The organism is Dolomitihabitans soli (assembly GCF_022213955.1).
Classification (GTDB): domain Bacteria; phylum Actinomycetota; class Actinomycetes; order Streptosporangiales; family Streptosporangiaceae; genus Streptosporangium_A; species Streptosporangium_A soli.
In genome coordinates this window covers 1-23,383 of sequence record NZ_JAKNTW010000012.1, presented here as the reverse complement: position 1 = coordinate 23,383, position 23,383 = coordinate 1, and the positions used below count along the sequence as shown (strand labels likewise).

Sequence of the window (23,383 nt, the reverse complement as noted above, 5' to 3'; positions counted from 1 at the left end):
CCCGTGTACAGAGTCGTCGTCAACGACGAGGAGCAGTACTCGATCTGGCCGGTCGACCGGGAGAATGCCGCCGGCTGGCACGACGCCGGGATGACCGGGAGCAAGGACGACTGCCTGGCCCACATCCGGGAGGTCTGGCAGGACATGCGGCCGCGCGGCCTGAGGGAGGGGAACAGTGGAATTCGCTGAGATTGTGGCTGAGGTGCTGGAGACGGACGCCGGTGAGGTCGTCGACGACGCCACCCCGGCGACGCTGGGCGGCTGGACGAGCCTGCGGCACGTCCAGCTCGTGGTGACGCTGGAGGAGGCTTACGGACTGTCGTTCTCCCGCGAGGAGATCAGGTCGTTCAAGTCCGTCGGGCACATCCGGGAGATCCTCGCCCGCAAGGGCGTCGGGACGGTGACCTCATGACGGTCACCACCGAGCGGCGCCTGTCCCGGCTCGCGGCGGCGGATCTCGACACCATGCTGCTGATCCGGCACTTCGAGCTGGGTCTGCTGGATCTGTTCGAGCAGGGCAAGCTCAACGGCACCACGCACACCTGCCTCGGCCAGGAGTACATCCCGGTCGCCCTGGGACCGTTGCTCGTCGACGGGGACCACGTCTTCAGCAACCACCGGGGGCACGGCCACTACCTGTCGCGCTTCGGCGACGCGCACGGCCTGCTCGCCGAGATCATGGGGAGGCAGGGCGCCGTCTGCAACGGCGTCGGTGGCAGCCAGCACATCCTCCGGGGCACCTATCTGTCCACCGGTGTCCAGGGGCAGAGCCTCCCCGTCGCCGCCGGGGTCGCGCTGCACCTGCGACGCGGCGGCGACCCGCTGCTCGCCGCCGCCTACATCGGGGACGGCACCTGGGGCGAGGGCGCGGTGTACGAAGCCCTGAACCTCGCCCGGCTGTGGAGCCTGCCACTGCTCGTCGTGGTCGAGCACAACAGGATCGCCCAGTCGACACGCACCGAGGACCAGATGGCGGGCACCATCGCGGGCCGCGCCCAGGCGTTCGGCATCCGCCACCAGCGGATCGCCGGGGCCGATGTGAACGCCATCCGCGAGCTCCTCACCCCACTGGTCGAGGAGGTGCGCCACCGGCGCGAACCTGCCGTCGTCGAGTTCGATACCTACCGGGTCGGCCCGCACAGCAAGGGCGACGACAGCCGGGACCGGCCGCTCATCGAGGAGGCGGCCCGGCACGACTGGTACCGGTTATACGCCGAGGACCACCCCGAGCAGTTCGCGCCCGCCGACCGCCGCCAGCGGGATCGGGTCGCCCAGATCATCCACGAGGTCGCCGCGCGGCCCGCGTCAGCCTGGGAGTCACCGTGCGCGTAGCGGAGAACTTGAACAGCGCCCTGCTCGACCTGCTCGCCGCGGACGAGGACGTCTTCGTGCTCGGCGAGGACATCACAGATCCCTACGGCGGCGCGTTCAAGGTGACCAGAGGGCTGTCGACGCGCTTCCCCGGCAGGGTCCTGGCGACGCCGCTGAGTGAGGGCGCCATCGTCGGCGCGGCGGGCGGGCTGGCCCTGGCCGGCGACAAGGCGATCGTCGAGATCATGTTCGGCGACTTCGCCGCGCTCGCCTTCGACCAGATCGTCAACTTCGCGAGCAAGTCCGTCACGATGTACGGCCGGCGGGTGCCGTTGCGTCTCATCGTCCGCTGCCCGGTCGGGGGCAACCGAGGGTACGGGCCGACGCACAGCCAGTCGCTGCAGAAACACTTCCTGGGAGTCCCGAACCTGGCGCTCCACGAACTCTCCCCCTTCCATGACAACGCGCGGGTCCTGGCCGAGATGCTGGCCGCGGGCACACCGGCGATCCTGTTCGAGGACAAGGTCCTGTACACCCAGCGGATGTTCCAGGACGGTAGGATCGACGACCTCTTCCGCTACGACTTCGTCGGCGCCGAGACACCGGTCGCCCGCGTCTACCTGGAGAGGCCCGACGAGTACGACAACGTGATCATCGCGCCGGGTGGCATGACCCACCGGGCCCTGACCGCGATGCGCGCGGCATTCCTGGAGGACGAGTCGAGCAGCCTGCTCCTGGTGCCGTCCCGGCTGTACCCCTTCACCCTCGACCCGCTGCTGCCGATCCTGGCCGGGGCCCGGCAGATCATCGTGGTCGAGGAGAGCACCGCCGGCGGGACGTGGGGCGCCGAACTCGCACAGGAGATCTACCCCAGACTGTGGGGACGGCTGCGCCACCCGATCCGGCTGGTGCACTCGGCCGACTCGGTGATTCCGACCGCCGCCCATCTGGAGCGCCGGGTCCTGGTACAGGACGACACGATTCGCGCGGCCCTGAGAGAGGCGGATCATGCCTGACATCGCTGTTCCCAAGTACAACAACAACGACGACGGTTACATCCTGGTGGAATGGCTGTTCGACGACGGCGCGCGGATCCCGCCGGGCGAGGTCGTGGCACTGGTCGAGACCTCCAAGGCCACCCACGACCTGGAGTGCGACGAGGGCGGAATCCTGCACCGCGTCGCCTCGGTCGACGACCAGTGCGGTCCCGGCGACGTGATCGGCCACCTGTTTCCCAGCGAGGCGGATCTCCAGCGGTTCCGCGCCGGTCAGACGGCCGATCCGGAGGCGGCGGAGAACGCTCCGCTGATCGTCACCGAGGCCGCCAGAACCTTGATGGCGCAACACGGCATCACCGAGGATCGGCTGCGTGCGCTGGACAAGGCGGTGATCAAGGGCGCGGACGTCCGCAGCCTGCTCGACGCCGCCGGGGGTCCCACGAGGCAGCCGCTCAGCAGGCTGCAGAAGGCCGTGGCGGACGTCGTGACCGCGTCACACCGTGACATTCCTGCTGCCTTCACGGTCGTCAAGGTCGAGGTGGGGGAGGCGATCGAGCTGGCCCGCCGGGTCGCCGAGCGCTGTGGCGACCCGGTCGGGTTGCCCGAGCTCGTCGTCAAGGGTGTCGCCGGGCTGCGCGCCGAGTTTCCCGCGTTCTTCGCCACGCTGTCCGGTACGGACCTGATCCTCACCGACACGGGAGGCGTCGGCGTCACCGTGGACACCGGCAAGGGGCTGTACATCCCGGTCATCCCCGGAGCCGCGGAGCTGACGCTCGACGCCATCGCCGACATGATGCTGGACTTCCGGATCAAGGCGCTCCGCGGCGACTTCCACGACCAGGACCTGACCGGCGCCTCGATCGTGGTGTCACTGAACAACGACGACGGCGTGCTGCTCGCCCAGTCGATCATCTTCCCGGGGCACACCTGCATCCTGTCGCTCGGCGCCACCATGGACGAGCCGGCCGTGGCGGAGGACGGTTCGGTGTACCGGCGCCGATGCGCGCACCTGGGTCTCACTTTCGACCATCGCGCGATCAACGGGCGCCAGGCGGTGGTCTTCCTTCAACGACTCAAAGGCGTGCTGGAGTCGCCGGGCCACCTCTCCGAGGCGGGCGGTGCCCAGTGACGACGCCGCTGGAACTCCGCAGGCGATGGAAGACGATGAGCTCGACGCCCGCCGCGCTGCGGATCGCGCTCCTCGCCACCTATACCGCCGACCCGCTGGTGCCCTACCTGGGCGTGGGCGCGCACGAGGCAGGGCTGCCCGCCGCGATGACCGTCGGGCCGCTCAACCAGATAGCGCGGCAGTGCCTGGACGACCGGAGCGAGACCGCGCGGGCCCGGCCGGACGTGCTGATCGTCCTCCCTCGTTTCGAGGACGCGCCGGATGACCTGGCCGACCTGGCCGACCTGGCCGGAGTCGCGCTGGACGCGGTCCGGCGGTGGGGCACGTCGCTGGTGTTCGTGCTGCCCGCCCTACCCGGGTGGGTGACGCTCGGGGTCGGCGACCACGGCACCGCCGCGGGCCGGATGGCCGCCGCCGTCGCGGCCAGGGAGACGGTGCGGGCTCAACTGTCCGGCATCCCCAACGTCCACCTCGCCGACGCCGAGTCGGCGGTCCGCGAGGTCGGGGTACGGCGGGCCCACCATCCCGCGCTGTTCAGGCACGCCAGGATTCCCTACACCGAGGAGGTCTTCGCCGCGCTGGGCAGGCAGCTCTCGGCGGTGTTGCGGGTCCGCCACGGAGGGGTGACCCGCGCGGTGGTGCTCGACGCCGACAGCCTGGCACCGGCGGGGGATCGCGGTGCGAGCGCCGATGTTCTCGGGCCGGCGATGCGGGCGTTGCGGCGGTGCGGCGTGCGGATCGCCGTGCGCGGGTCGGGCGGGATGGCCGGCTGCTGGGCCGCGGTGGGCGCGGCCTTCGGCGGGTCGTGGCCGCCGATGGTCGACGGTTGGGCTGTCGACGACCGGCCGCTCAGTGCGCAACTCGACGATCTAGCCGAGGAATTGGGGATATATAACGACCACATGGTCCTGGTGACCGCGGGCTCCGCCCATGCCGATCCAGGCCCCTGCCCGGTCGTCGCGCTCGGCGAGAATCCGGACCACTGGGAGTCGCTGCTCGCCGTGAGCGGCGTCTTCGACCGGGCGCCGGTGACTTTCGGTGGCGCTCCGGGCGTGCCGTCCACGGCGAGCGCGCCCGGCCGGGCCGCGCCGTCACTCCAGGAGTACGTCGCGAACCTCGGCGTCGAACTCAGCTGGCGGCAGGCGGACGCGGGGTCGCTCGGCGAGGTCACGGACATGCTCCTGCGCACCAAGGACTTCACCCTCGGCGTCGTCAGGGAGGAGCACGACCTGGCCGGCCGCCTGCGCTCGGGCACCGGCGAGATCCACCTGGCGAAGGTCCGCGACCGCCTGGGCGACTACGGCACCGGGGCCGCCGTCGGGCTCGACTTCCGCGACGGCACATGCACCGTGGACGTGTTCCTGGTCTCCTGCCCGGTGCTCGGCAAGGGCGTCGAACAGGAGGTGCTGGACCGGATCGTACGGCTGGCACGTGATCGCGACTGCGCGACCGTCACCTTCCTGAACAGGGAGACCGGGCGGAACGCGCCGGCACTCGACTTCCTCGCCAAGACGGCGGAGGACCTCGACGGCGTCCGGCTGCACCCGTCCTGAGCCCGCCGTGACACGCGGATCAGGGCTCTTCAGGCACGGCCGCACCATCCTGAGCCGGTCATTCCCGGGACGGCGGGTGGATCAGGTGCCGGTGAAGGTGGGCGGGCGACGTTCGGCGAACGCTCGTGCGCCCTCGCGGGCGTCGGCGGAGGACCACACGTGCTCGACCAGCCTGGCCTTGCGTTCCCACTTCTCGTCATCCGGCCAGGTGGCGGCCCGTACGAGGACGTCCTTGCTGGCGGCCACGCCCAGCGGGCTGTTGTTGGCGATGGTCGCCGCCAGGTCCGTCGCGGCGGCGAGCGCGCCGCCCGGCGCCGTCACGATGTTGATCAGTCCGAGGTCGTGCAGCCGCCGCACCGGCATCTCGCCGCCGGTCAGCGCCAGCTCCATCGCGATGTTCCGGGGGAGCCGCTCGGGCAGCCGCAGCAACGCCCCGCCGTCGGCGACGAGCCCCCGCCGCACCTCGGGGATGCCGATCCTGGCGTCGCCCGCCGCCACGATGAGGTCGCAGGCGAGTGCGATCTCCAGACCGCCGGCCAGGGCGAAGCCCTCGACGGCGGCGATGAGGGGTTTACGCGGGGGCCGCCGGACGAGACTTCGAACTCATGAAGGTCGCCCGGCGTGATGGTTTCCATGACGAGGAGAGCTGTTGCAGACGCGTCGAGGACCGTGGCAAGTGCACCGAGTACAGGCGACCTCAGCATGCGCGAACGGTTGCCGGTCGCGCATACCGAGGTCGCCCACCTGCAGTACCCCGACGCGCTGCTCAACAAGCTCGATTCCGCCCTCGTCGCCGAACGGCCTGAGGAGGTGGCGCTGGCCTTCATAGCGGCGCTGCAACTGCTGCCGCCCACCCAGCGGGCCGTACTCATCACGCGAGGTGCTGTGCTGGAGCGCCGTCGCCGCAGGCCTGCTCGACGCTAGCGTCGCGGCCGTCAACAGCTCCCTGCAGCGCGCCCGGGTCGTCGCTGCGGACGGGTGCCGGAACGCCGCAACGCCCCCTGATCGACTACGAGCGGCTGCTGCTGCGCCGGTTCGTGGAGTTGGGGGAACGCCAGACCTCGACGCGCCGCGCTGCTGCACGAGGACGTGGCCCTGCCAGCAGGGTCTCGCGAGGACTGAGCTGAGGCACGCTGTCCCCATCGATCTCGATGTCGCAGGCGCGTCGCACGCCCGGCGCCACTGCCCAGAACAGCGTCGCACCGAGCCTCGACAGCGCGGCGGTTTTACGCTGTGTTGTATCCATCGGCGCTGTGACCCGGCAATCGTCGCGCCACGCATTCTGTCGAGCATGCGGTCCAGCGACGCGGTGTCGCGCTTGGCCTCTGCTACCACCACTGGCCGTCCAGTCTGGTCAAAGGTCGCCAGATCGAACGCGTCGTACTCGAACGCCACCAGCTGTGCCGGCCAGCGGTGCTCGATTACCAACTCGGAGAAGGCCGTGATCTGCACCAGGTATTCGCGATTGAGTATCGGGGCCGGACCTCTTGAGAACAGGTTGTAAGGTCCTTTGCCGGGTGCCGCACCGGCGAGCTGGAACACTCCATCGGGTTGTATTGCGACCAGCCCCGCGCCGACAGCTTGGATCAGCCCGTTGGCCTCGTCCACGTCGAGCGTGTGCCGCTCGAATATTGAGTTACGTGACCTGACCTGCGGTTACGCGGCGTGTTGGTATTCGTTGATCGTGCCTGTGGCGACGGGTTTTCGGCGGATGGATCGCAGGTCGTTGAGGTCGGTCACGCGATGCGGTCACCCAAATCCATGACCAGGTTGCGGGCCTGGTCCACCGTCCATGCCACGGTCGGGTGCGCGGTTACTCCGGCCAGATGCAGTCTCCGTGTGCCGTGCTCGATGAAGTCCAGCACCGCTTCCCGTGCCTCTACTAGTAGTGTCGGCTGGCGTGGCGCGCTTAGACTCGGATTTTCGCGGGTGGTACTGGTGGGCATTGGTCGCCACGTCCATCCTCGTGCCATTCGTGGCCATCGCCGTGGTCGTGTTATTCGCCTCTCAGGGCCGCGAGTACGCCGACCAATGGGCCAGCATTTTTAGCTTCGTCGTCACCGCCCTCGTCGCCTCAGCGGCGATGATCGGCTGGTTACGACAGCGGGCCAAGCGCAGGGGCGATCTCGGTACGTTGGACGTGGCCGAGCCCGGGGCAGACACTGTAACGGAGCGTGCCGAGCGGCTGGCCGTCAAGGTGGAGCAGGTATGGAAGTCGGAGGAACTGCGGCGGCGTCTCTTGGATCCGGAGCCTCTGCCCGTCTCCTGGCGTACGGTTGGCCCGCCGGTCAGCGACCACTGGCGGGTCATCGGTGGTAATGAACTGCCCATCGACCTCGACGGCAGCCTGGACGACCTCTATGACACGGTTCACACCAAACTCCCCCGGACGCGCTTGGTCGTGCTCGGTGAACCCGGAGCCGGCAAAACTTCGCTGGTGATGCGCTTCGTCCTAGCCTGTCTGTCCGCCCGCGAGCAAGCCGGCCCTGTCCCCGTCATCCTGCGGCTCTCGACGTGGACTCCCTCCAACCAGCCCATCATTGGCTGGATCTACGCCCGTCTGGTGGAGGACTACGACTACAACCCCGCCGAGCCGTTTCCTCTAAATCGGCTCCTGCTCATCTTGGACGGCCTTGACGAGATGCCCGCCCCCGAACGGGAGCAGGCTCTCACCCAGATCAACGCCGCCTTCAGCGCCAGGTATCCCCTTGTCCTGACCAGCCGTACCGCGGAATACCTAGCCACCATTGACTCCCAGCAGGCGGACGTCCTCACGGCAGCGGCCGTTATCGAGATCAAGCCGCTCGACGCCGCCGCCATCCGTGTATACCTGACCCTCACCACGAAACCCGCCCGGCTGCCTGAATGGTCCAACGTGTTCGCCGAACTGGCCGCTAACCCGGACAGCGGACTCGCCCGCGGCTTATCGACTCCGCTGGCCCTCTCCCTAGCCCGCGCGGCCTACGCCGAACGGGCGGCGAACCCCGACCACTTACTCACCTTTACGACCAGACGCGATCTTGAGGCCCATCTCCTCAATGAACTTGTGCCAGCGCTCTACTCCGGCTCAGCCAGCCACCGCGGGCGCGGCCTATCCGGCTACCCAAGTCGCTCCGGCCGCTCCAGCGCGTATGAGCAGCCCAGCCTCGCCTGGCGCCCGGACGCCGCGCATCACTGGCTATCCTTCCTGGCCCGACACTTTGGTCGGCGGGGCATCTCTTCGCCGGGGCTGATCGACGTCGTCCCACCCTGGATCTACGGCGTGATCCTCGGTCTCCTGTCAGGGCTGTGCGCTGGCATGGTCTTCGACGTAGCAGCAGGCCCCGCCAGGGGCGCCCTCCTCGGAACGGCCATGGCCATGGCCACCTTCGTCTACGTTTTCGTCCAAGACCGTCGAGAGCCGCCCCCCCCGAGGCAAATAATGTCGTGGACCGCGACATCGGCCCTCTTCGCCTTCATCTTCAGTCTTCTCACGATGGGCGCTGACCTGAGAGCTGATCAGGGGGTGATCATTGCGCTAGGGGCCGCGCTATGGCTCCATGTGACGCTCTCCCGCGGCCTGATCGCCTTGCAGGTAGGGCTGCTTGACATCGCCGTCGTGCACACGGCCGTCACTCGGCCGTCCGTCTCCCCGGATACGCTCACCCTGGCCGCCTTCGTGACCATCCTCGCTGTATCCGTCCTGTCCGCCTCCCGCCTTCGTTTGCTCCTGACCCGCGCCATGCTCGCCGCGTCCGGCCGCCTGCCTTGGCGGGTGACCACGTTCCTCGAGGACGGCTACCAGCGCGGCGTGCTCAGACAAGTTGGCGACCTGTACTACTTCCGTCACGATCTCCTGAGACAACAGCTGACCCACAAGGAATAGCCCCTCGCTCTACGTCGCCACTATCCGCGCGGGCGGCGGCCTGAAAGCCCTGAACAACGTGATCCCGCGCGCCGAGACCGAGCGGATGAATCGGTCCGGTGCGGCGCTGTCGTCGGCGATAGCGCTGGTGATGGTCAGCAGGCCGGCCCAGCTGTGGCACAGCGAGGCGTCGGTGATCCGGCCGAGACAGGCCGAGTCGGTAAGCACGCGCACGACGGTGTCCTCTGCTGAGAGCCGACCGGCTGGGGTTACTCAGGGTGATTGCGGCCAGCTGATGGGGCGCGGCCGAGGCCGGGCTCTCCGTAGCACCAGGACCCGCGTTCCGCGTAATTCGGGGTTCCTAGAGGCCGGTACGGTGTCCCGCTCGGAACACGATTTCGTTGCTGTGAGCTGGGATCTTGCTGGATGATCAGGGCGGCTGCTGCGACCATCGCGAGGTGTTGTTATCGCTTGCCTACCTGTTGGTAAGGGGCTTGTTCGCCCTGCTGGCGGTTCTGATTCGCTCTGATCTGTCGAAGGACGTTGAGCCGCTGGTGCTCCGCCACGAGAACCAGGTGCTCCGCGGGCGACTCGGAGGTCGGCCGCGGTGGGATCACGCCGACCGGCTCTGCTTGCCGCGTTGTCGCGGCTGGTCCGTCGCCGCCGGTGGGCGGAAGTGTTCCCGGGTCACCCCGGCGACGATCCTGCCGGCATCGCCACCTCGTAGCGCGTATGTGGACCTTCACCGATCGGCGGCGCCCGGGACAGCCCTGCACCCGCTGGCCGGTCAAGGCACTGATCGTTCGGATGGCGCGGGAGAACCCGACCTTGGGGCATAGAAGAATCCAGGGAGAGCTGGCCCGGCTGGGTTACCCGATCGCGGCCCCCACGGTGTGGGAGATCCTTCACCGGCGATGACCTGCACGTTCGTGCAGATGCTCGAATGTTTTGGCCGACGCGAGCCTTAGGCGCCTGATCGTTGACTCCGGCCTTCATCTACGGCATAGTTATTCGGCTCGGCGTTGGCTGCCGTTGCATTCGAAAGCCGCCCAAGTGCCCTCGACAGCAGCGCTATATGCGGACAAGATGGCCCATTCCCACTGAACGGAGATCCTGTCAGTGACTCCCGATGAGCTGGAACAGCAACTCCGTGACCTCCTGGCGGAGGAAGGTTTCGCCTGGATACTTCGGCAGGTAGACGAGACCATCGCGGTCGGCAAGCCAGAAGACGTAAGCGTCCAGAAGCGCACACGGGCTTCGCGTAGCCGGCAATCTGGGGAGCCTCAATACTGGACCCTCCAGTTCCCCGATGAAGAACGCATGTCGGAGACGGGTTTTCTGACTAAACCCGTAGTCACCGAGAGTTCCAAGGCTCACGTTCAAACTAACGCGTATAACGCTGTGGAGCGAGCGAATCTCATCCTTGAGGCCGTTCGGAGCGTTTTTGTCGATATGTCGAAGGTGCACAAGGCGCAGGCTGTCCTACTCGCTCAAAGGTCCGATCCCCTGGTTGCAAGTGTGGAGTTTCGACCGGACGAGAATGCACGCGGTGAGCAGGCAATTGTGATTGCTCGGGAGGGTCAACCGGACCCGATCCTTCCGGACGGCGAACAAATCGATCAGCTTGTACGCGCCTTACAAGAGGGACTGGGATAATGACTTCCAAGAAAGATCTTCTCCGTGAGCTACGCACTCACCTCCGAGGCGCACGGAGCACCTCATACAGATCCGCCTCGACGGTTGGCGATCTGTATGAGGGTTATGTCTTCGCGCTCGTCGTCGATGTAGCAATTCAGAGCAGGGCTTCGCTGCGCTACGAAGACGTTGACGGGAATAAAACGTCCAACCTGATCTTCAGAACCAGTCCAGGGCAACTGTATTCAAAAGCCCACGCCTATACGCACGCAGTGGTCGAGTTCGGGTCTATCGCCCCTGCGCTTGAAGTCCACGTGGGTGTGCAAGTTCAGGGTCGTTCAGGAGTGCTTCATGAATGCGACGTGCTTGTCCTTGCACGCGATCAGGCAGAACTGAGCAGGTCCGCACGCGTTGCCCCCAAAGCTCGCTACTGCATTCTCACCATCGAATGCAAGTTTTATTCTAAAAACCTGCCGCTTGATCTAGCACGAAGTTTCCAAGGGCTGGGGGCGGATTTGGGTGAAAAGGCAAGGCCAACCTTTGTGTCTAACTCTAGTTCGGGAACCGTCAAGAAATATCTCAGTCACAAGGGGCGCGATTGGGAGCACGGCGTGATCCCTGGTACCGCTGAGGTAAATGGCCTGCGAATGAAGATACGCGAGGCTTTCAAGATCTACATGAGCGACAAAGACCCCAATTTTACTATATAGCCCTGAATTGTGACAGGAGCATGAGTCGGCGACGAGTTCGGCAAGCTCGGCTTTGAGTCGCCTGGCAACTTAGGTTGAAAGGCTTAGCTAAAGAAACAGAAGACACTGATGACCAGACTGGTGAAGGACGTCTTCGGCTAGCCCACGTGCGGCAGTGCGAAGGGTTTCAATGGTAGCGATCTCTTGCATCCCAGGTGAGAGCCAGTACACGAGTATTGGCACGACACAAGCTCAGACCACGGACTCAATATTCGAGCGGTACACCATCACCGGAGACAAGCGCGGCACGCTCGTGTAGGCGTCGATCGGATCGACCCGTCTACCGGCGCGGCGCTGGTTCTCAGCCTGGCGGTATTTGCGGCAATGGGATGGTGTAGAGGCTTCTTTTCTCGCCTAGCCATTCGCGGTTGATGAAGCGGCCGCTCATGCGTCCGGTGAGGAGAAGATAGGTCTCCAGGCAGATCCGGTTGTGGTTCTCTGGTTCGGTGATTCCGGATCCGGAGTGCACGGCCTCCGGCATCGCCGGCCGGCCGACTTCCCGGAGGTAGGGCTCGATCATGGCGCCGGGGTCGGCGAGGACCTCGCCGTACCAGCGCTGGGTCGCCCAGGCGGTTGTGACGCCGTCGCCGTAGAGGAGATCGTGGACGTAGGCGTCCATGGTGCGGATCTGGAGGAAACGCAGGCCCGCTTCTGTCAGGCCGGTGGTGACCGGGGGTGGGCCGCTGATGGTGAGGGCGTGGGTCCAGCCGTCGGCGTGGGGGCCGGTCCAGAGGCGTTCGGTGAAGGCCATCGGCTGGTAGTGGGCCATGGCGGTGGCGAGGTCGCAGTCCTGGCGGGAGGCGAGATCCGCGCCGAGCAGTGCGGCCACGGCCTCGGTGTCGCCCGACTCGACCCAGGTGCCGGTAAACCCGCGCCCCAGGCCCGCGCCGAGGAGGAACTCCCACTGGTCAGCCATGAGGCCACACCCCGTCCGGGATGCGGCAGAGCAGCCCCGGCGTGGTGAACCAGGTGTCGTCGATGAACCTGCCGGTCGTGTATGCCAGCGCGGCGAGGTAGAAGTTCATCTCCTGGGCATCGCCGGCAGGGGATCCGATGAGACCTGCTCCCTCCTGTCTGGGACGGTCCCAGTGATCCTCGGGGATGTCCTCCCACTCGCCCCCGTTGACATAGACCGGTTCGTTGACTTCGCCCGCGTAGTAGAGCAGATGGTAGGCGCGGCCGCCCGACTGTGTGAGCGACTCGAGGGCTCGCCACGGGAACAATCCGGACACAGTGAACATCTTGACCCAGCCCGGGCTCTGCTCGGCCACCCACGCCCGCACAACGTTCTCTTCTGAGTAGGAGCGATACCATCGCCGCGCCTGGTTCAGGTCACAGGCGAGTGTCTCCTCCTTCGCCCGCAGCGCGGTGACCACCGTGCGGTAGTCGGGCGCCTCGACCCATGAGCACTCGAACCTTTCCGCCAGACCTCGCTCCTCGAAATACGACCATTGATCTAATTTGTTACGACTTGACATGATATTCCAATTTCGGGAGATCGGATGGCCGAGGTGGCCGCCGGACAAAGCCGGCGGCCACCAACTGCACTATATTTTTTTTACGGAATGATCTCATACCAGAAGCTGTCGCCGGGTATCACCCGCTCCCCTGTGTAGAACACTCCTAGCATGGTTCCGTGGGCCCTGTTGTGGGGCCCCGATATGGCCTTGATTGAGAAGTGTCCGTTCGCGTTCGCGGCACCCTGTGTTGACGATGCCCACGGGAACTCGTCACAGTTGACAGTCAACCGCGTGGGGCTGGGTGCGTCGTCGTAGACTTTCTTCCAGTAGTACTTGCACCAGCTGCCTTGATACCACTGGCCCTCCGCTTGGAACAAGCCGCTGGGTGGATTGTCCACCTTAGTTAGGCTGAACACCTTCCGGTTCGTCTTTTGCTGCGCCTCCGTCGCCTTGATGAAGGGCTTGGCCGCTTCGGTCAGATGGGGGGCTAGCCAGTCTCCCCGCATCACCTTCGGCTTCTCGTTGCCGAGCGGCCCCTTGAGCGGAGGGCTCACCGGGTTTTTGTAGTTCTCGCCGTCGCGCAGCGGCGGGAACGTCCCCTTGCTCGTCGCCTGGCTCCGCGCCTCCTTGATGTGGTTGATGACCTCACCGAAATTAAGATTGTCCCGGGATTCCTTCATGGTGAAGATGCGCTTGGCCAGCGTATGGATGCACCCGCCTTGATGGCCGGTGGGTGCGTTCGGGGCGGCCGTGGCTCTCGCGGTCTCTTCCGACGTCGATGCGTCCAGGTTCATCCAGTCGCAGCGCACGTGCGGGATGTAGGGCAGTTCCTGTGGGTCGTTGTCGGATGGATCGCCGCCGCCGATCCACTTGCCCTTGACCTGGCCCGAGCTGTTGTCGTAGGCGATCTGGTTCCAGAGCCTGAGGGGCTTGAGGGCCCATTCCTGGTGGACGTCTCGCAAGATGGGGCGGAACGTGCACACGTCGACCTTGTCGTTGTCGGTGTCCCCCATGATGTAACGGAAGTAGTCGTCGCCGTCTGACTTCCATTTGGTGATGGTGTCGTCGCGGTCCACGTCGGTCCCGGCTGTGGGCGTGCAGGTGGAGCCCGCCGACCCGCTCGGCTTGACCTCCAGTTCCAGGACCCGCTGGTTTTCCTCGTTGGTGGCCGAGTTTCCGTCGTAGGCGGTTATCTCGCTGATACGGGTCCACACCGAGACTTCCTGCGGTCGGTAACCACCGCCTCCGACCACCCCGGTGCCGTCGGCCGTGCCGAGATACGAGTTGATCACCCAGGTGGCGCGGAACTCGAGCGCGTCGGCCTTCCCACCGTTCTTGAGCGCCTTTCGCACAAAGGCGCCCCTGGAACTCACCCAGATCCAGTCCATCACGTAGTACCAACTGCTCCAGCACATGCTGTACGGCCGGACCAGCAGGCTGGCGCTCGCCGGTTTTCCGTCACCGGGCTGCTGGCCGGTGGCGTTGTGGGCCGTGATGCACTCCTCGAGTGAGGCGTGGTTGTAGTTGAACGTGCCGCTCGATGCCTGTGCCGCGGCCCGGGTCGATGGCGCGCGTTCCTTGGCTATCGTCCTGGCCTGGTCGCGGTCGTGCAGCGAGAGCACAGCGCCGCGGCGCGCGCGCTGAGGAGCCGGCTGCTTAGTGGTCTGCGCCGCCGCTGCTCCGGTCACCGGGGTCAGCGTAAGCTCGTCCATGAAGATCGTGGTGCCGACGCCGACGTTGACGATCGCGTACGCGGTCCCGGCGGGAGCGGTGACGATCCCGGACACCTGCTGCCACTGCCCGACCGTCGGCGTGCCGGTGAGGTTGTCGGTGGACAGCAACTCCCAGTCGGCGTCATACCATTCCACCCCGTAGTCGAACCCGACCTCGAACGGGTCGGGCTCCGAGAGGTAGAACCAGCCGGACAGCCGGTAGTTCCCACCGCCGCCGGAAAGCGGGAATTCCTCGATCGCGGAGCCCCACGTGTCCTCCTCGGGCACGAACTTGGCGGACGCCACGCCCTGATGGGCCCGAGCGGTCGAGCGCGACAACACATCCACTTCGTAGAAGGACGTCCACGGGGCGATGGTCGTCTCGAAGAACGGATTGGGATTGACCGGCTGCGCGGGAGGCGGCGCGGCTGTGGTGAACGTCCAGGTCGACGGGGTCATGACGTTGCCTGCCGCGTCACTGGCACCGCTGACCTCCACGGTGTGGAGGACACCGGCGACGAACGATTGCGCCGGAGTGAAGGTGAGCGTGGTCGCCGGGCCGTCCAGGGTGGCCGTGCCCGGGATCGTGGCTCCCGCGGTGCCCTTGAGCGTGAGCGCGGCTGAGTTCACCGGCTCGTTGAAGGTCACGGTGACCGCGGTGCCGACGGCCACATCGGTAGCCCCTGACGACGGCGTGGCACTGACCACAGCAGGTGGTGTCGTGTCAACGGGCTCGGTCTCTGTCGAAGTGGTGAAAGTCCAGGTCACCGGCGTCATCACATTTTCAGCGCCATCCTTGGCGCCGGTCACTTCGACGTGATGGACCGTGTTCACGGCCAGCGGCTCAGCCGGGGTGAACGTGGCGACCGTCCCGGCCACCGTGACACCTCCGGCGATGGCGGTGCCGTCCGCGTCCTCAACGACGATCTGAGCATCGCTCACCGGCTCACTGAACGTCGCGGAGACCGTCGTGCCGACCGGCGCATCAGTCACGTCGGCATTCGGATTCTTGGCGATGACCACGGGCGGCGTCGTGTCCGCGCTGGCGGTGGTGAAGAACCAGGTGTAATCGTCGGCCACGTTGTCCCAGATGTCCTGCGCATCCGACGCCGTCGCCGAGTACGTCGTCCCCACCGTCAGCGACTGCGCGGGAGTGAACGTCACCACCGTGCTGGTGTCGTCCGTCGTGACCGCGCCCTCAACCTGTGTACCGTCGGGTGCCCTCAGCACGATCTGGGCGCCGGAGACCACCTCGGAATAGGTGGCCGTGACCGTGGTCTCGACGGGCACACCCGTGGTATCGGGTTCCGGGGTGACCCCGCTTAGGCTGGGTGGCTGGGTATCCTCACCTCCTGGGCTCCCCTCTTCGGGAACATCGAGTTGGTCTGTACCTACCTTGTACGCCTCGACTGCGTCGTTCTCGCCACGAGCGCCCTGGATGACCGAACTGAAGCCGTCGGTGACCGGTCCGGTCTCGTTCACGTCGGACTGATAGTCCTGAAGGGCGACCGCCTCCTCATAGGTCGGCAGCGTGTCGAACTTGTTGAGCGTTGAGAACGCGGTTGAGGCACGTGGCGCCGGCGTGTATTCGACGAATAGGACCGGGCCGCGTCCGTCGCTGCCGGTGTACTGGTCGGAGCGGTATTGGCGCCAGTTGGCCCCCGCGGCGCCCTCGGTGGCGGCGCGGATCATCAACCCGTAGTCCTGCGTCCCGTTCGCCCACTTCTGCACGATGTGCTGGATCGAGTGGTATAGCTCGCCGCTGCCGGAGCAGCCTGCGAGCGTGGCGCTGTAGCCGCCGGGGGCGACCACCGCGTTGGTGCCAGTGCTGGAGGGCTGGTTGGCCCATGTCAAGGTGGAGTAGTCATATGCCGAGGTGAGCTGGCGCGCGACGATGCCCACGCCCACGCTGGTGCCGCATCCGCTGGCGTGGTAGTTCCAGAATCGCAGGTCGGCGTCGTGAATGGTGGCGTAGTCCAGGTCGGTGCCGTTGATCACATACCGCAGGTAGGTGCGCCACAGCTCCCCGTCGGCCGACTTCCCTGCCCGCAGCCACGTGAACAGGGTCGCCGAGTTGGGGTACTGCACGCTGGAGACGAAGGTGTCGGAGGAGTCTCCTGCGCCGATCCATTCGCCGCTCATCGGCACGATCACCGGGTAGGTCACCGACGGATCCGCCAGGAAGGCCGCGTCGGGGGTCAGCACCAGCGCAGACTTGCCGGAGGCGTCGGTGGTCACTGCGGTGTCCACTTTGCCGATCTTGCCCTGGTCGGGTGCCTCGGCGGCCTTGGCATCGATCGCCTGCGTCGCCAGCGGGGCGCTCTCCGCGGCACCTTGTGCCGACTTGAGCTGCGGTTTGCCATCGGCGGCCTTGCCGTACGTTCGGTCCTTGGGCAGGGTGACGGGCAGGTTGACCTTGACCGGGCCCTGGGGGCGGGTGCGTAGCACCACGTCCTGGCTGAATCCGTTCGGCCGGGCGATGAGCACCAGGTCGGCGCCCTTGGCCACGGCATCCGGATAGGTGATCGTGTTGCCGTCCACGGTCGGCTTGGGAAGCTTGCGGTCCCAGCCGATGGCGACGGTGCCGTCCTTGTCCTTGGCGGTGACCAGGGTGGTGGCGCCTTCGCCGCCGAAGGTCAGCGGGGTCTTGACCAGCTTGGCCGCCAGAGTGCCGTCGGCGTTAGCCACAATCGTGGTGTCGACCGGCTGCCAGGACTCTTTGCCGTTCTTGTCGGGTACTTCCAACTGCACTGGTTCGGTGCTCAGTTCGGCGTGCAGCGTCTTGCCGTCGGCGTTCGCCCACACCTTCATGGTCTCGGTGCCGCGCGAAGGCAAGGGCACACGCTTACCGGTCTCGGCGGCTTTTGCCTTAGCGGTGTCTATCGCCTTGTCCACCTGGGTAGGTGTGGCTTTACCCGACGAGGAATTGGTGGGAGGTGGCTGAATCGCCGCAGTGGGGGATGGCGTGCGCCCTTGGGCACTTGCGGGCGCAGCCATCAACGAGAGGGGGAGCACCAGTGTGCCCACTAGCGCAGCGCAGCGACGCGTCCGGGCGGATAAGCCGGATGTTGATCGGCGTGTGCTCATTCACGACCTTTCGAACGTATGTAGCAAAACAGGTTGATCATCACATAGGGCTGAACTAAAAGCAAAGATCGTTTTCAGTATCGGGAACGGAGCCCTCCGCAACCGAGGGCCATGGCAACGATTGCCGTGCCTGCCCGAAAGCTGCATCCACGCCCGATCGAACCCGGGAGTGTGCTTACGGTTAGCCGGGGTCACGCTGGGTGGGCTGCGGGATGCCGCCGTGCTCGCTACGTGCTCGTACGCCCCGCCACGCGCCGTCAGCATTCGGTACCTCCGAACACGCAAAGCGCGTGAAAGAGGCACGAATTGCCATCGAACGGCACGGCGCGGCACTAAAAGATCTTGCTTCTAATCCGACGGTCGCAGGTTCGAATCCTGCAGGGCGCGCGTGTGTGTAGGTGGTTGACCTGGGCGTTCTACGGCTGTTCGAAATCCGATGGACTGGCAGAGCGGATCGGGGAGACCGAAGGGAGACCATCAGTTTCGGACGGGTCTCCCACAGCGACCGCCCGCGGTACCAGAACAGCGGTCGCTTCTGCTGCCGCGTGAGCCAGCCCCGGCAGCACAGTTGTGTACAAATCGGACGTGATCGCGAGATTCGCGTGCCGCAGCATCGCGGACGTGGTCTTCATGTCGTTCCCGGCCGCCAGAGACATTGTGGCCGCGCCGTGTCGGAGGTCGTGAAGACGGATCGGCGGAAGGCCAGCTGCGAACGCCAGGCGCTCGAACTGTTCGCTCACCCAGTCCGGCTTCAGCTCTGACCCGTCTTCCCTCGTGAAGATCCGACCAGTGTCCAGCCACGCCTCACCCGCCGTCCGTTTCTCGGTGAGTTGCCGCTTGCGGTGGATGCGGAGTACGGCCACAGTCTGCTTGTCGAGCGCGACCACGCCATCGGAGGACTCTGTTTTCGGATCGCCCTCTTCAACCTGGCGGCCGACGATCGTGAGCTGTTTCGTCACGGTCAGCACATGATCGTCCAGGTCGAGGTCTACCCATCGCACGCCGCACGCTTCGCCCCGTCTCAGACCTCGGAACGCGACCAGGTGATAGAGCGCGTACAGGCGGTCCTTTGCTGCATAGTCGAGGAACGTCCCGAGCTGGGCGGGCGTCCACAGCATCACCGGCGACGGCCGTAGATCGGTGTTCGACCACACCTTTACGGCCGATGTGGACGGCAGTTCAGGGTTGGCGCGCACGGCCGCCAGGCGCTCTTGGAATGTCTTGTTGAACGCCTCCACGCGCGCCTTGGTCCACACCATGCCCTTCGCCTTCTTGCCGGCAGCCAGACTCACCAGCGCCGCAGCGTTGAATGACACCAAGTGCTCCCGCATGGCGTCAGTGAGTACGGTTCGGATCGTGGCCTTGATGCGCTGCTTCGTTGTCGGCCCAGTCAGTCTCTTGCTGCGTGCTGCCTTGCGCACTTCCGGGTCGTTCGACTCGCGGTCGGCGAGAATCTGGGCGTTCCGCTCGTCAATGCGGGTGAAAACCTGCTCGACGGTGGGCGCGAAGATGCGGTCCAGGTGCACGTCGTCCAGCACCGGTCCGATGTGCACGTCGTGGTGGCTCATGTAGCCCAGCAGCGTGGACTTGCGGATGTCGCCGAGCCGCCGGCGCCGAGCCTCCCACTGCTGCCAGTATTCGCCGAACGTCATCGATTGAAGCGGCTGTCCGGCTTTGAACTTGCGATGGACCTCTTCGTACTCGGGCAGCCGCGCTTGCTTCCGGTGTGCGGCCCGGATCATCTCCAGGATCTCCATCCGCGCCTCGTGCCCTTGCGGGCCGGCTTCGGGGATGTCGAGCAGCCGCCCGGCCTTCTCGTAGACGGCGATCAGGTCGGTCTCGGTTGCGAAGCCACCCAGACGTAGATACACGCGCCTTTTGTCAGGCCCGGCGGGCACCTCTTCCTTCCCGTACCAGCTGCCATGGTTAGGGTTCCACGAGCCGTCCTTGCGGCGAAGTCTGGGGCACTTTACGCCGAGCTCGCGGCCATCTTGGCGGCATTTGCATCGCTTGCTGCCGTTGCCAGTCATGTGTGACTCACCTCAGTCGTATGTCACGGTAGACACCACCGATCTTCTTGGCGTCTGCGTAGTCCTCGGGGGTCGCTCCTAGTTGAGCGGCCAGTTCTTGCTGTTCTTGCTTGCTTTCGCTGCCTTTCCAACGCAGTCCGATCTGCGCTGCCAGGCTTTCGAGGTAGTCCAGTCGGTCCTGGGGCTCGCGATCGATGATCTGCTGGAGCTGCCCGTCGATCTCGGCTACGACGTCCTCTGTGGGGTGTGCCTCGCCTTGCTCGTAAGCGTCGATGACCGGGATGGCCACATCGAGAATTCCTGCGCGGACCAGGACCTCCGCCAGATCCCGGACCAGATCCGGCACCGCCCTTACTTGGCTGCCGGGGATTCTTACGGCAAACAGGTCGCGCAGACGTAGGAGGTCGGCCACCACGCTGTGGCGCCAGCGGAGATCTTGGACGGGCGGAGTCAAGTCCCGTCCGCTGCCCATCGTCTGCAGATTCCGCTCAAGTACTGGCGTCGCGGGAGAGCCGGCGGATGGCCTGAGCAAGGTTGGCTGCGCCGGTCAGGCGCAGGGCGCCGATGGCGAATACGCAGCTACGCGATCGGTGCGTTACGCCTGCTCAACTTCACCAACATCGCCGACGGCACCCACTGGGCCCGCGACGACTTCCACAACCCGTTGATCGCCCTCGGTCTCACGATGTGAGAACTCCTTCAGCCCTGGGGCTCACAATGTGAAAACGCTTCGGCCTTGAGTCTTTGACTGCGACGAAGCGGACACGGACGTTGCGAATGTGGCGGCAGCGTGTATTGACAATTGATAATCGCTACGATGCGTTGATGTTTAGTCACGGCACCGAGGCGGCCATCATCGCCGTCCGCGACCTCGTCACCAGCTCGGCGCTGGACGACGCCGCCCTGGCGGCGTTCCTGGACGAGAACCGGCAACTGCCGTGAGCGGCATCTGTGACAGGGAATGAGAAAATTCTGTGTTAGCCGAGCCGCGTGCAGTTGCCTGGGTCTGGAGCGTTCTTTCAGGAAGCGGGACAGCTGGGCCGGTATGGCTCATCGGGGATGTACCGCTGCCATTCCTTACGCGTGAACGAACGAACCGCGATGTCGCAGACCGCTCGAAGAAGATCAGGTGGCAAGGCGACGTCCCAGATCCGCATCGTCTGGTCTGCGCCGACGGTGACCAGGCGCTTGCCGTCAGGGCTGAACGCCACCGAGTTCACCGCGCCGGTGTGGCCGGTGAGGGTGCGGATCGGGCCGCCAGTGTTCGCATCCCAGATCCGCATCGTCTGGTCTGCGCCGACGGTGGCCAGGCGCTTGCCGTCAGGGTCGAACGCCACCGAGTTCACCGCGCCGGTGTGGCCGGTGAGGGTGCGGATCGGGCCGCCAGTGTTCGCATCCCAGATCCGCACCGTCTGGTCTGCGCCAGCGCTGGCCAGGCGCTTACCGTCAGGGCTGAACGCCACCGAGTTCACGACGCCCTGGTGGCCGGGGAGGCTCCGGGCCGGAAAGCCAGTGTCCGCTTCCCAGCTCACCGTCCCGCGGGTGACCACATCCCAGATCCGCACCGTCCCATCACCGTTGTTGGCGACGGCCAGGTGTATGCCGTTCGGGCTGAACGCCCCCGAGAACACCCGGATGGAGGCCACTTCGACGCCGTTTAGGCGGCCGGTGGCCACATCCCAGAGCCGCACCCTTATGGTGGTGATGGTGACCAGGCGCTTGCCGTCAGGGCTCAACGCCACCGCGTACACACGCTCCACATCGCCGGTGTGGCGGGTGAGGGTACGGACCAGGTTGCCGGTGGCCACATCCCAGATCTGGACCGTATTTAAGACGCCGACGGTGGCCAGGCGTTTGCCATCCTGGCTGAACACCATCAAGGACACCCAGTCGTTGTTGCTGGTGAGGGTGCTGATCTGGCCGCCGGTGTCGGCGTTCCAGATCCGCACCGTCCTGTCGTCACCGGCGGTGACGGTGGCTAGGCGCTTGCCGTCAGGGCTGAACGCCACCGACCGCACCGGGCGAGTGCCACCAGTGAGAGTACGGATCGGGCGGGCGATAGCCGCGTCCCAGATCCGCACCGTCTTGTCGTCACCGGCGCTGGCCAGGTGCTTGCCGTCCGGGCTGAAGGCCACCTCGTTCACCTGGCTGGTGTGGCCGGTGAGGGGGGAGCCGATTTGGCGGCTGGTGTCCGCATCCCAGGTCCGCACTGTGTGGTCGTAGCCAGCGGTGGCCAGGCGCTTGCCGTCCGGGTCGAACGCCACCGCGTACACGGCGCCCTGGTGGCCGGTGAGGGTGCGGATCAGGCCGCCGGTGTCGGCGCTCCAGATCCGCACCGTCTTGTCACCGGTGGTGACGGTGGCTAGGCGCTTACCGTCAGGGCTGAACGCCACCGCGCTCACCCAGTCGGTTTGGCCGGTGAGGGTGAGGGTGCGGATCAGGCCGCCGGTGTCGGCGTTCCAGATCCGCACCGTCTTGTCGTCACCGGCGGTGGCTAGGCGCTTGCCGTCCGGGCTGAACGCCACCGAGTTCACCCAGTCGGTTTGGCCGGTGAGGGTGAGGGTGCGGATCAGGCCGCCGGTGTCGGCGTTCCAGATCCGCACCGTCTTGTCACCGGTGGTGACGGTGGTTAGGCGCTTGCCGTCCGGGCTGAACGCCACCGAGTTCACCCGGTCGGTGTAGCCGGTGAGGGTGCGGATCAGGCCGCCGGTGTCGGCGTTCCAGATCCGCACCGTCTCGTCGTCACCGGCGGTGGCCAGATGCTTGCCGTCAGGGCTGAACGCCACCGAGTTCACCGCGCCGGTGTGGCCTTTCAGGACGCCTCGTGCAGGCTGGTTGACCACCGCGTACATGCTCGTGCGGGCGTCGCTGGTCGGAGCGATCGCCCATGCCGCCGCTGCCAGGCGCGCCGATGTCACCGGGTCGCCGGGCAAGGATTGGCTGTCGGCGGCTAACTGGCTGGACACCGCCGGTCGTCGCCGTTCGGCATCGGTGGCCTGCCGGTCGGCGTCCTGGGCGAAGCGCACGGCGGCTATCGCGGTGATGATGGAGATGACCAGGAGCCCGGCCAGGACGGAGAACAGCGCCTGCCGGCGACGCCGGGTGCGGGTGACAGCCCGGGTGCTGGCGTTAAGGAAGGCGGTGGCGGCCTCGGGCAGCGTGAGGTGGCGGCCGAGGTCGGCGTGCCAGCTCGCCGCAGCGTGCTGGGCCGTTTCCAGCCGGGTGCCGCGGTACAGGAACGACGCATCCTGGCCGGTCTGCTCCCATTCGGTGGCGTCCTGGCAGATCTCGCCGTGCAGCCGGCGATCGGCTTGGTCTTCGGCCAGCCAGGAGCGCAGGCGCGGCCAGGCGGTGAGCAGGACGTCGTGGGCGAGTTCGACGGTGCCGGTCGCCGCCGGGTCCGCGAGCTCCGCTGAAGAATCGCCCGCCGCCGAGGAGGAGGCGCCGCCACCCGCAGCGGTGGAGCCGGACGCGCCCGGTGCACCCCCAGAGGCGGGGGCGGGGGGGACAGAACCGGTCACCATCAGCCGGGCGCGGGTGAAGGCCGTCACGACGTGCCGGGCCACCTCGGGCTCAGCCGGCTCGCAGCGGGCGGCCAGCTCGCCGACGCTCGCGCGCTGCCGCACGGGCTGCCCGTCGGCGCCGATGAGGGTCAGCGCCAGTAACACCCCTTGCGCGGTCTGCTGCTGCCGTGGGGTCAGGTTGAGGTAGGCGTCCTCGGCGGCGTCCTGGACGGCGGAGGCGACACCGCCGGAGCGGTCGTAGCCGTGCAGGGTCAGCTGCCCGTCGTGGGGGGGGGGGGGGGGGGGCCCCCCCCCCCCCCCCCCCCGCCGCCCCCCCCCCCCCCCCCCCCCCCCCCCCCCCCCCCCCGCCGC

At 66.5% G+C, this 23,383-nt stretch carries 18 protein-coding genes and 1 pseudogene; 10 read left to right on the top strand and 9 right to left on the bottom strand.

What is annotated here, in order from left to right:
- The 6 genes and pseudogenes from MBA17_RS25205 to MBA17_RS25180 form a co-directional block, all read left to right on the top strand.
- Nucleotides 1–189 (top strand): annotated as a pseudogene (locus MBA17_RS25205) (MbtH family protein); the annotation flags it as partial.
- Nucleotides 176–412, top strand: coding sequence for an acyl carrier protein (locus MBA17_RS25200; protein ID WP_238499045.1), 237 nt, complete (start codon nucleotides 176–178; stop codon nucleotides 410–412). The pseudogene MBA17_RS25205 and the gene MBA17_RS25200, both read left to right, overlap by 14 nt.
- The gene (locus tag MBA17_RS25195) at nucleotides 409–1,332 is read left to right on the top strand and encodes a thiamine pyrophosphate-dependent dehydrogenase E1 component subunit alpha (protein ID WP_238499044.1); all 924 of its coding nucleotides are present in this window, start codon (nucleotides 409–411) and stop codon (nucleotides 1,330–1,332) included. The genes MBA17_RS25200 and MBA17_RS25195 overlap by 4 nt, the downstream gene beginning before the upstream one ends.
- Nucleotides 1,323–2,327, top strand: coding sequence for an alpha-ketoacid dehydrogenase subunit beta (locus tag MBA17_RS25190; RefSeq protein WP_238499043.1), 1,005 nt, complete (start codon nucleotides 1,323–1,325; stop codon nucleotides 2,325–2,327). The genes MBA17_RS25195 and MBA17_RS25190 overlap by 10 nt, the downstream gene beginning before the upstream one ends.
- A complete protein-coding gene (locus MBA17_RS25185) occupies nucleotides 2,320–3,438 on the top strand; it encodes a 2-oxo acid dehydrogenase subunit E2 (protein ID WP_238499042.1) in 1,119 nt (372 codons plus the stop codon). Before MBA17_RS25190 ends, MBA17_RS25185 begins: the two co-directional genes overlap by 8 nt.
- 35 nt (nucleotides 3,439–3,473) lie before the next feature.
- Nucleotides 3,474–4,991: a hypothetical protein gene (locus MBA17_RS25180; RefSeq protein ID WP_238499041.1), complete on the top strand. Its 1,518-nt coding sequence runs from the start codon at nucleotides 3,474–3,476 to the stop codon at nucleotides 4,989–4,991.
- Between the two features lie 81 nt (nucleotides 4,992–5,072).
- Here the strand turns inward: MBA17_RS25180 and MBA17_RS25175 are convergent, their stop codons facing one another.
- Complete coding sequence (locus tag MBA17_RS25175) at nucleotides 5,073–5,513, bottom strand: enoyl-CoA hydratase-related protein (protein WP_238499055.1); 441 nt, start codon at nucleotides 5,511–5,513, stop codon at nucleotides 5,073–5,075.
- Nucleotides 5,514–5,693: 180 nt separating this feature from the next.
- On the opposite strand from MBA17_RS25175, the gene MBA17_RS49665 reads away from it, so the two are divergent.
- Nucleotides 5,694–5,915, top strand: coding sequence for a sigma-70 family RNA polymerase sigma factor family protein (locus MBA17_RS49665; protein WP_274385950.1), 222 nt, complete (start codon nucleotides 5,694–5,696; stop codon nucleotides 5,913–5,915).
- Nucleotides 5,916–6,727: 812 nt separating this feature from the next.
- Here MBA17_RS49665 and MBA17_RS49660 read toward each other — a convergent pair.
- A complete protein-coding gene (locus tag MBA17_RS49660) occupies nucleotides 6,728–6,856 on the bottom strand; it encodes a hypothetical protein (protein WP_274385949.1) in 129 nt (42 codons plus the stop codon).
- A gap of 110 nt (nucleotides 6,857–6,966) precedes the next feature.
- On the opposite strand from MBA17_RS49660, the gene MBA17_RS25165 reads away from it, so the two are divergent.
- Nucleotides 6,967–8,856: an NACHT domain-containing protein gene (locus MBA17_RS25165; protein WP_238499040.1), complete on the top strand. Its 1,890-nt coding sequence runs from the start codon at nucleotides 6,967–6,969 to the stop codon at nucleotides 8,854–8,856.
- A 9-nt stretch (nucleotides 8,857–8,865) separates the two neighbouring features.
- On the opposite strand, the gene MBA17_RS25160 is transcribed toward MBA17_RS25165, so the two are convergent.
- Nucleotides 8,866–9,069, bottom strand: a complete 204-nt coding sequence (locus MBA17_RS25160; protein WP_238499039.1) for a glycoside hydrolase family protein — start codon at nucleotides 9,067–9,069, stop codon at nucleotides 8,866–8,868.
- Between the two features lie 885 nt (nucleotides 9,070–9,954).
- On the opposite strand from MBA17_RS25160, the gene MBA17_RS25155 reads away from it, so the two are divergent.
- Complete coding sequence (locus MBA17_RS25155) at nucleotides 9,955–10,491, top strand: hypothetical protein (protein WP_238499038.1); 537 nt, start codon at nucleotides 9,955–9,957, stop codon at nucleotides 10,489–10,491.
- A complete protein-coding gene (locus tag MBA17_RS25150; RefSeq protein WP_238499037.1) occupies nucleotides 10,491–11,180 on the top strand; it encodes a hypothetical protein in 690 nt (229 codons plus the stop codon). The genes MBA17_RS25155 and MBA17_RS25150 overlap by 1 nt, the downstream gene beginning before the upstream one ends.
- A 340-nt stretch (nucleotides 11,181–11,520) precedes the next feature.
- Here MBA17_RS25150 and MBA17_RS25145 read toward each other — a convergent pair whose 3' ends face one another.
- The 6 genes from MBA17_RS25145 to MBA17_RS25120 all read right to left on the bottom strand — a co-directional run bounded on the left by MBA17_RS25145 (nucleotide 11,521) and on the right by MBA17_RS25120 (nucleotide 23,287).
- The gene (locus MBA17_RS25145) at nucleotides 11,521–12,135 is read right to left on the bottom strand and encodes a hypothetical protein (protein WP_238499036.1); all 615 of its coding nucleotides are present in this window, start codon (nucleotides 12,133–12,135) and stop codon (nucleotides 11,521–11,523) included.
- The gene (locus MBA17_RS25140; protein ID WP_238499035.1) at nucleotides 12,128–12,697 is read right to left on the bottom strand and encodes a hypothetical protein; all 570 of its coding nucleotides are present in this window, start codon (nucleotides 12,695–12,697) and stop codon (nucleotides 12,128–12,130) included. The genes MBA17_RS25145 and MBA17_RS25140 overlap by 8 nt, the downstream gene beginning before the upstream one ends.
- Nucleotides 12,698–12,777: 80 nt before the next feature.
- The gene (locus MBA17_RS25135) at nucleotides 12,778–17,286 is read right to left on the bottom strand and encodes an Ig-like domain-containing protein (protein ID WP_238499034.1); all 4,509 of its coding nucleotides are present in this window, start codon (nucleotides 17,284–17,286) and stop codon (nucleotides 12,778–12,780) included.
- A 608-nt stretch (nucleotides 17,287–17,894) separates the two neighbouring features.
- Nucleotides 17,895–19,508, bottom strand: coding sequence for a tyrosine-type recombinase/integrase (locus MBA17_RS25130; protein ID WP_238499033.1), 1,614 nt, complete (start codon nucleotides 19,506–19,508; stop codon nucleotides 17,895–17,897).
- Nucleotides 19,509–19,515: 7 nt separating this feature from the next.
- The gene (locus MBA17_RS25125; RefSeq protein WP_238499032.1) at nucleotides 19,516–19,923 is read right to left on the bottom strand and encodes a hypothetical protein; all 408 of its coding nucleotides are present in this window, start codon (nucleotides 19,921–19,923) and stop codon (nucleotides 19,516–19,518) included.
- Between the two features lie 604 nt (nucleotides 19,924–20,527).
- Entirely contained in the window at nucleotides 20,528–23,287 is a 2,760-nt protein-coding gene (locus MBA17_RS25120) for a WD40 repeat domain-containing protein (RefSeq protein ID WP_455432844.1), read from the bottom strand.
- Nucleotides 23,288–23,383 lie beyond the last annotated feature (96 nt).

Coding starts and splice junctions, on each gene's coding strand:
- MBA17_RS25185 (WP_238499042.1), top strand. CDS start 2,320: ATGCCTGACATCGCTGTTCCCAAGTACAACAACAACGACGACGGTTAC.
- MBA17_RS25180 (WP_238499041.1), top strand. CDS start 3,474: ATGAGCTCGACGCCCGCCGCGCTGCGGATCGCGCTCCTCGCCACCTAT.
- MBA17_RS25140 (WP_238499035.1), bottom strand. CDS start 12,697: ATGTCAAGTCGTAACAAATTAGATCAATGGTCGTATTTCGAGGAGCGA.
- MBA17_RS25195 (WP_238499044.1), top strand. CDS start 409: ATGACGGTCACCACCGAGCGGCGCCTGTCCCGGCTCGCGGCGGCGGAT.
- MBA17_RS25130 (WP_238499033.1), bottom strand. CDS start 19,508: ATGACTGGCAACGGCAGCAAGCGATGCAAATGCCGCCAAGATGGCCGC.
- MBA17_RS25150 (WP_238499037.1), top strand. CDS start 10,491: ATGACTTCCAAGAAAGATCTTCTCCGTGAGCTACGCACTCACCTCCGA.
- MBA17_RS25145 (WP_238499036.1), bottom strand. CDS start 12,135: ATGGCTGACCAGTGGGAGTTCCTCCTCGGCGCGGGCCTGGGGCGCGGG.
- MBA17_RS49665 (WP_274385950.1), top strand. CDS start 5,694: ATGCGCGAACGGTTGCCGGTCGCGCATACCGAGGTCGCCCACCTGCAG.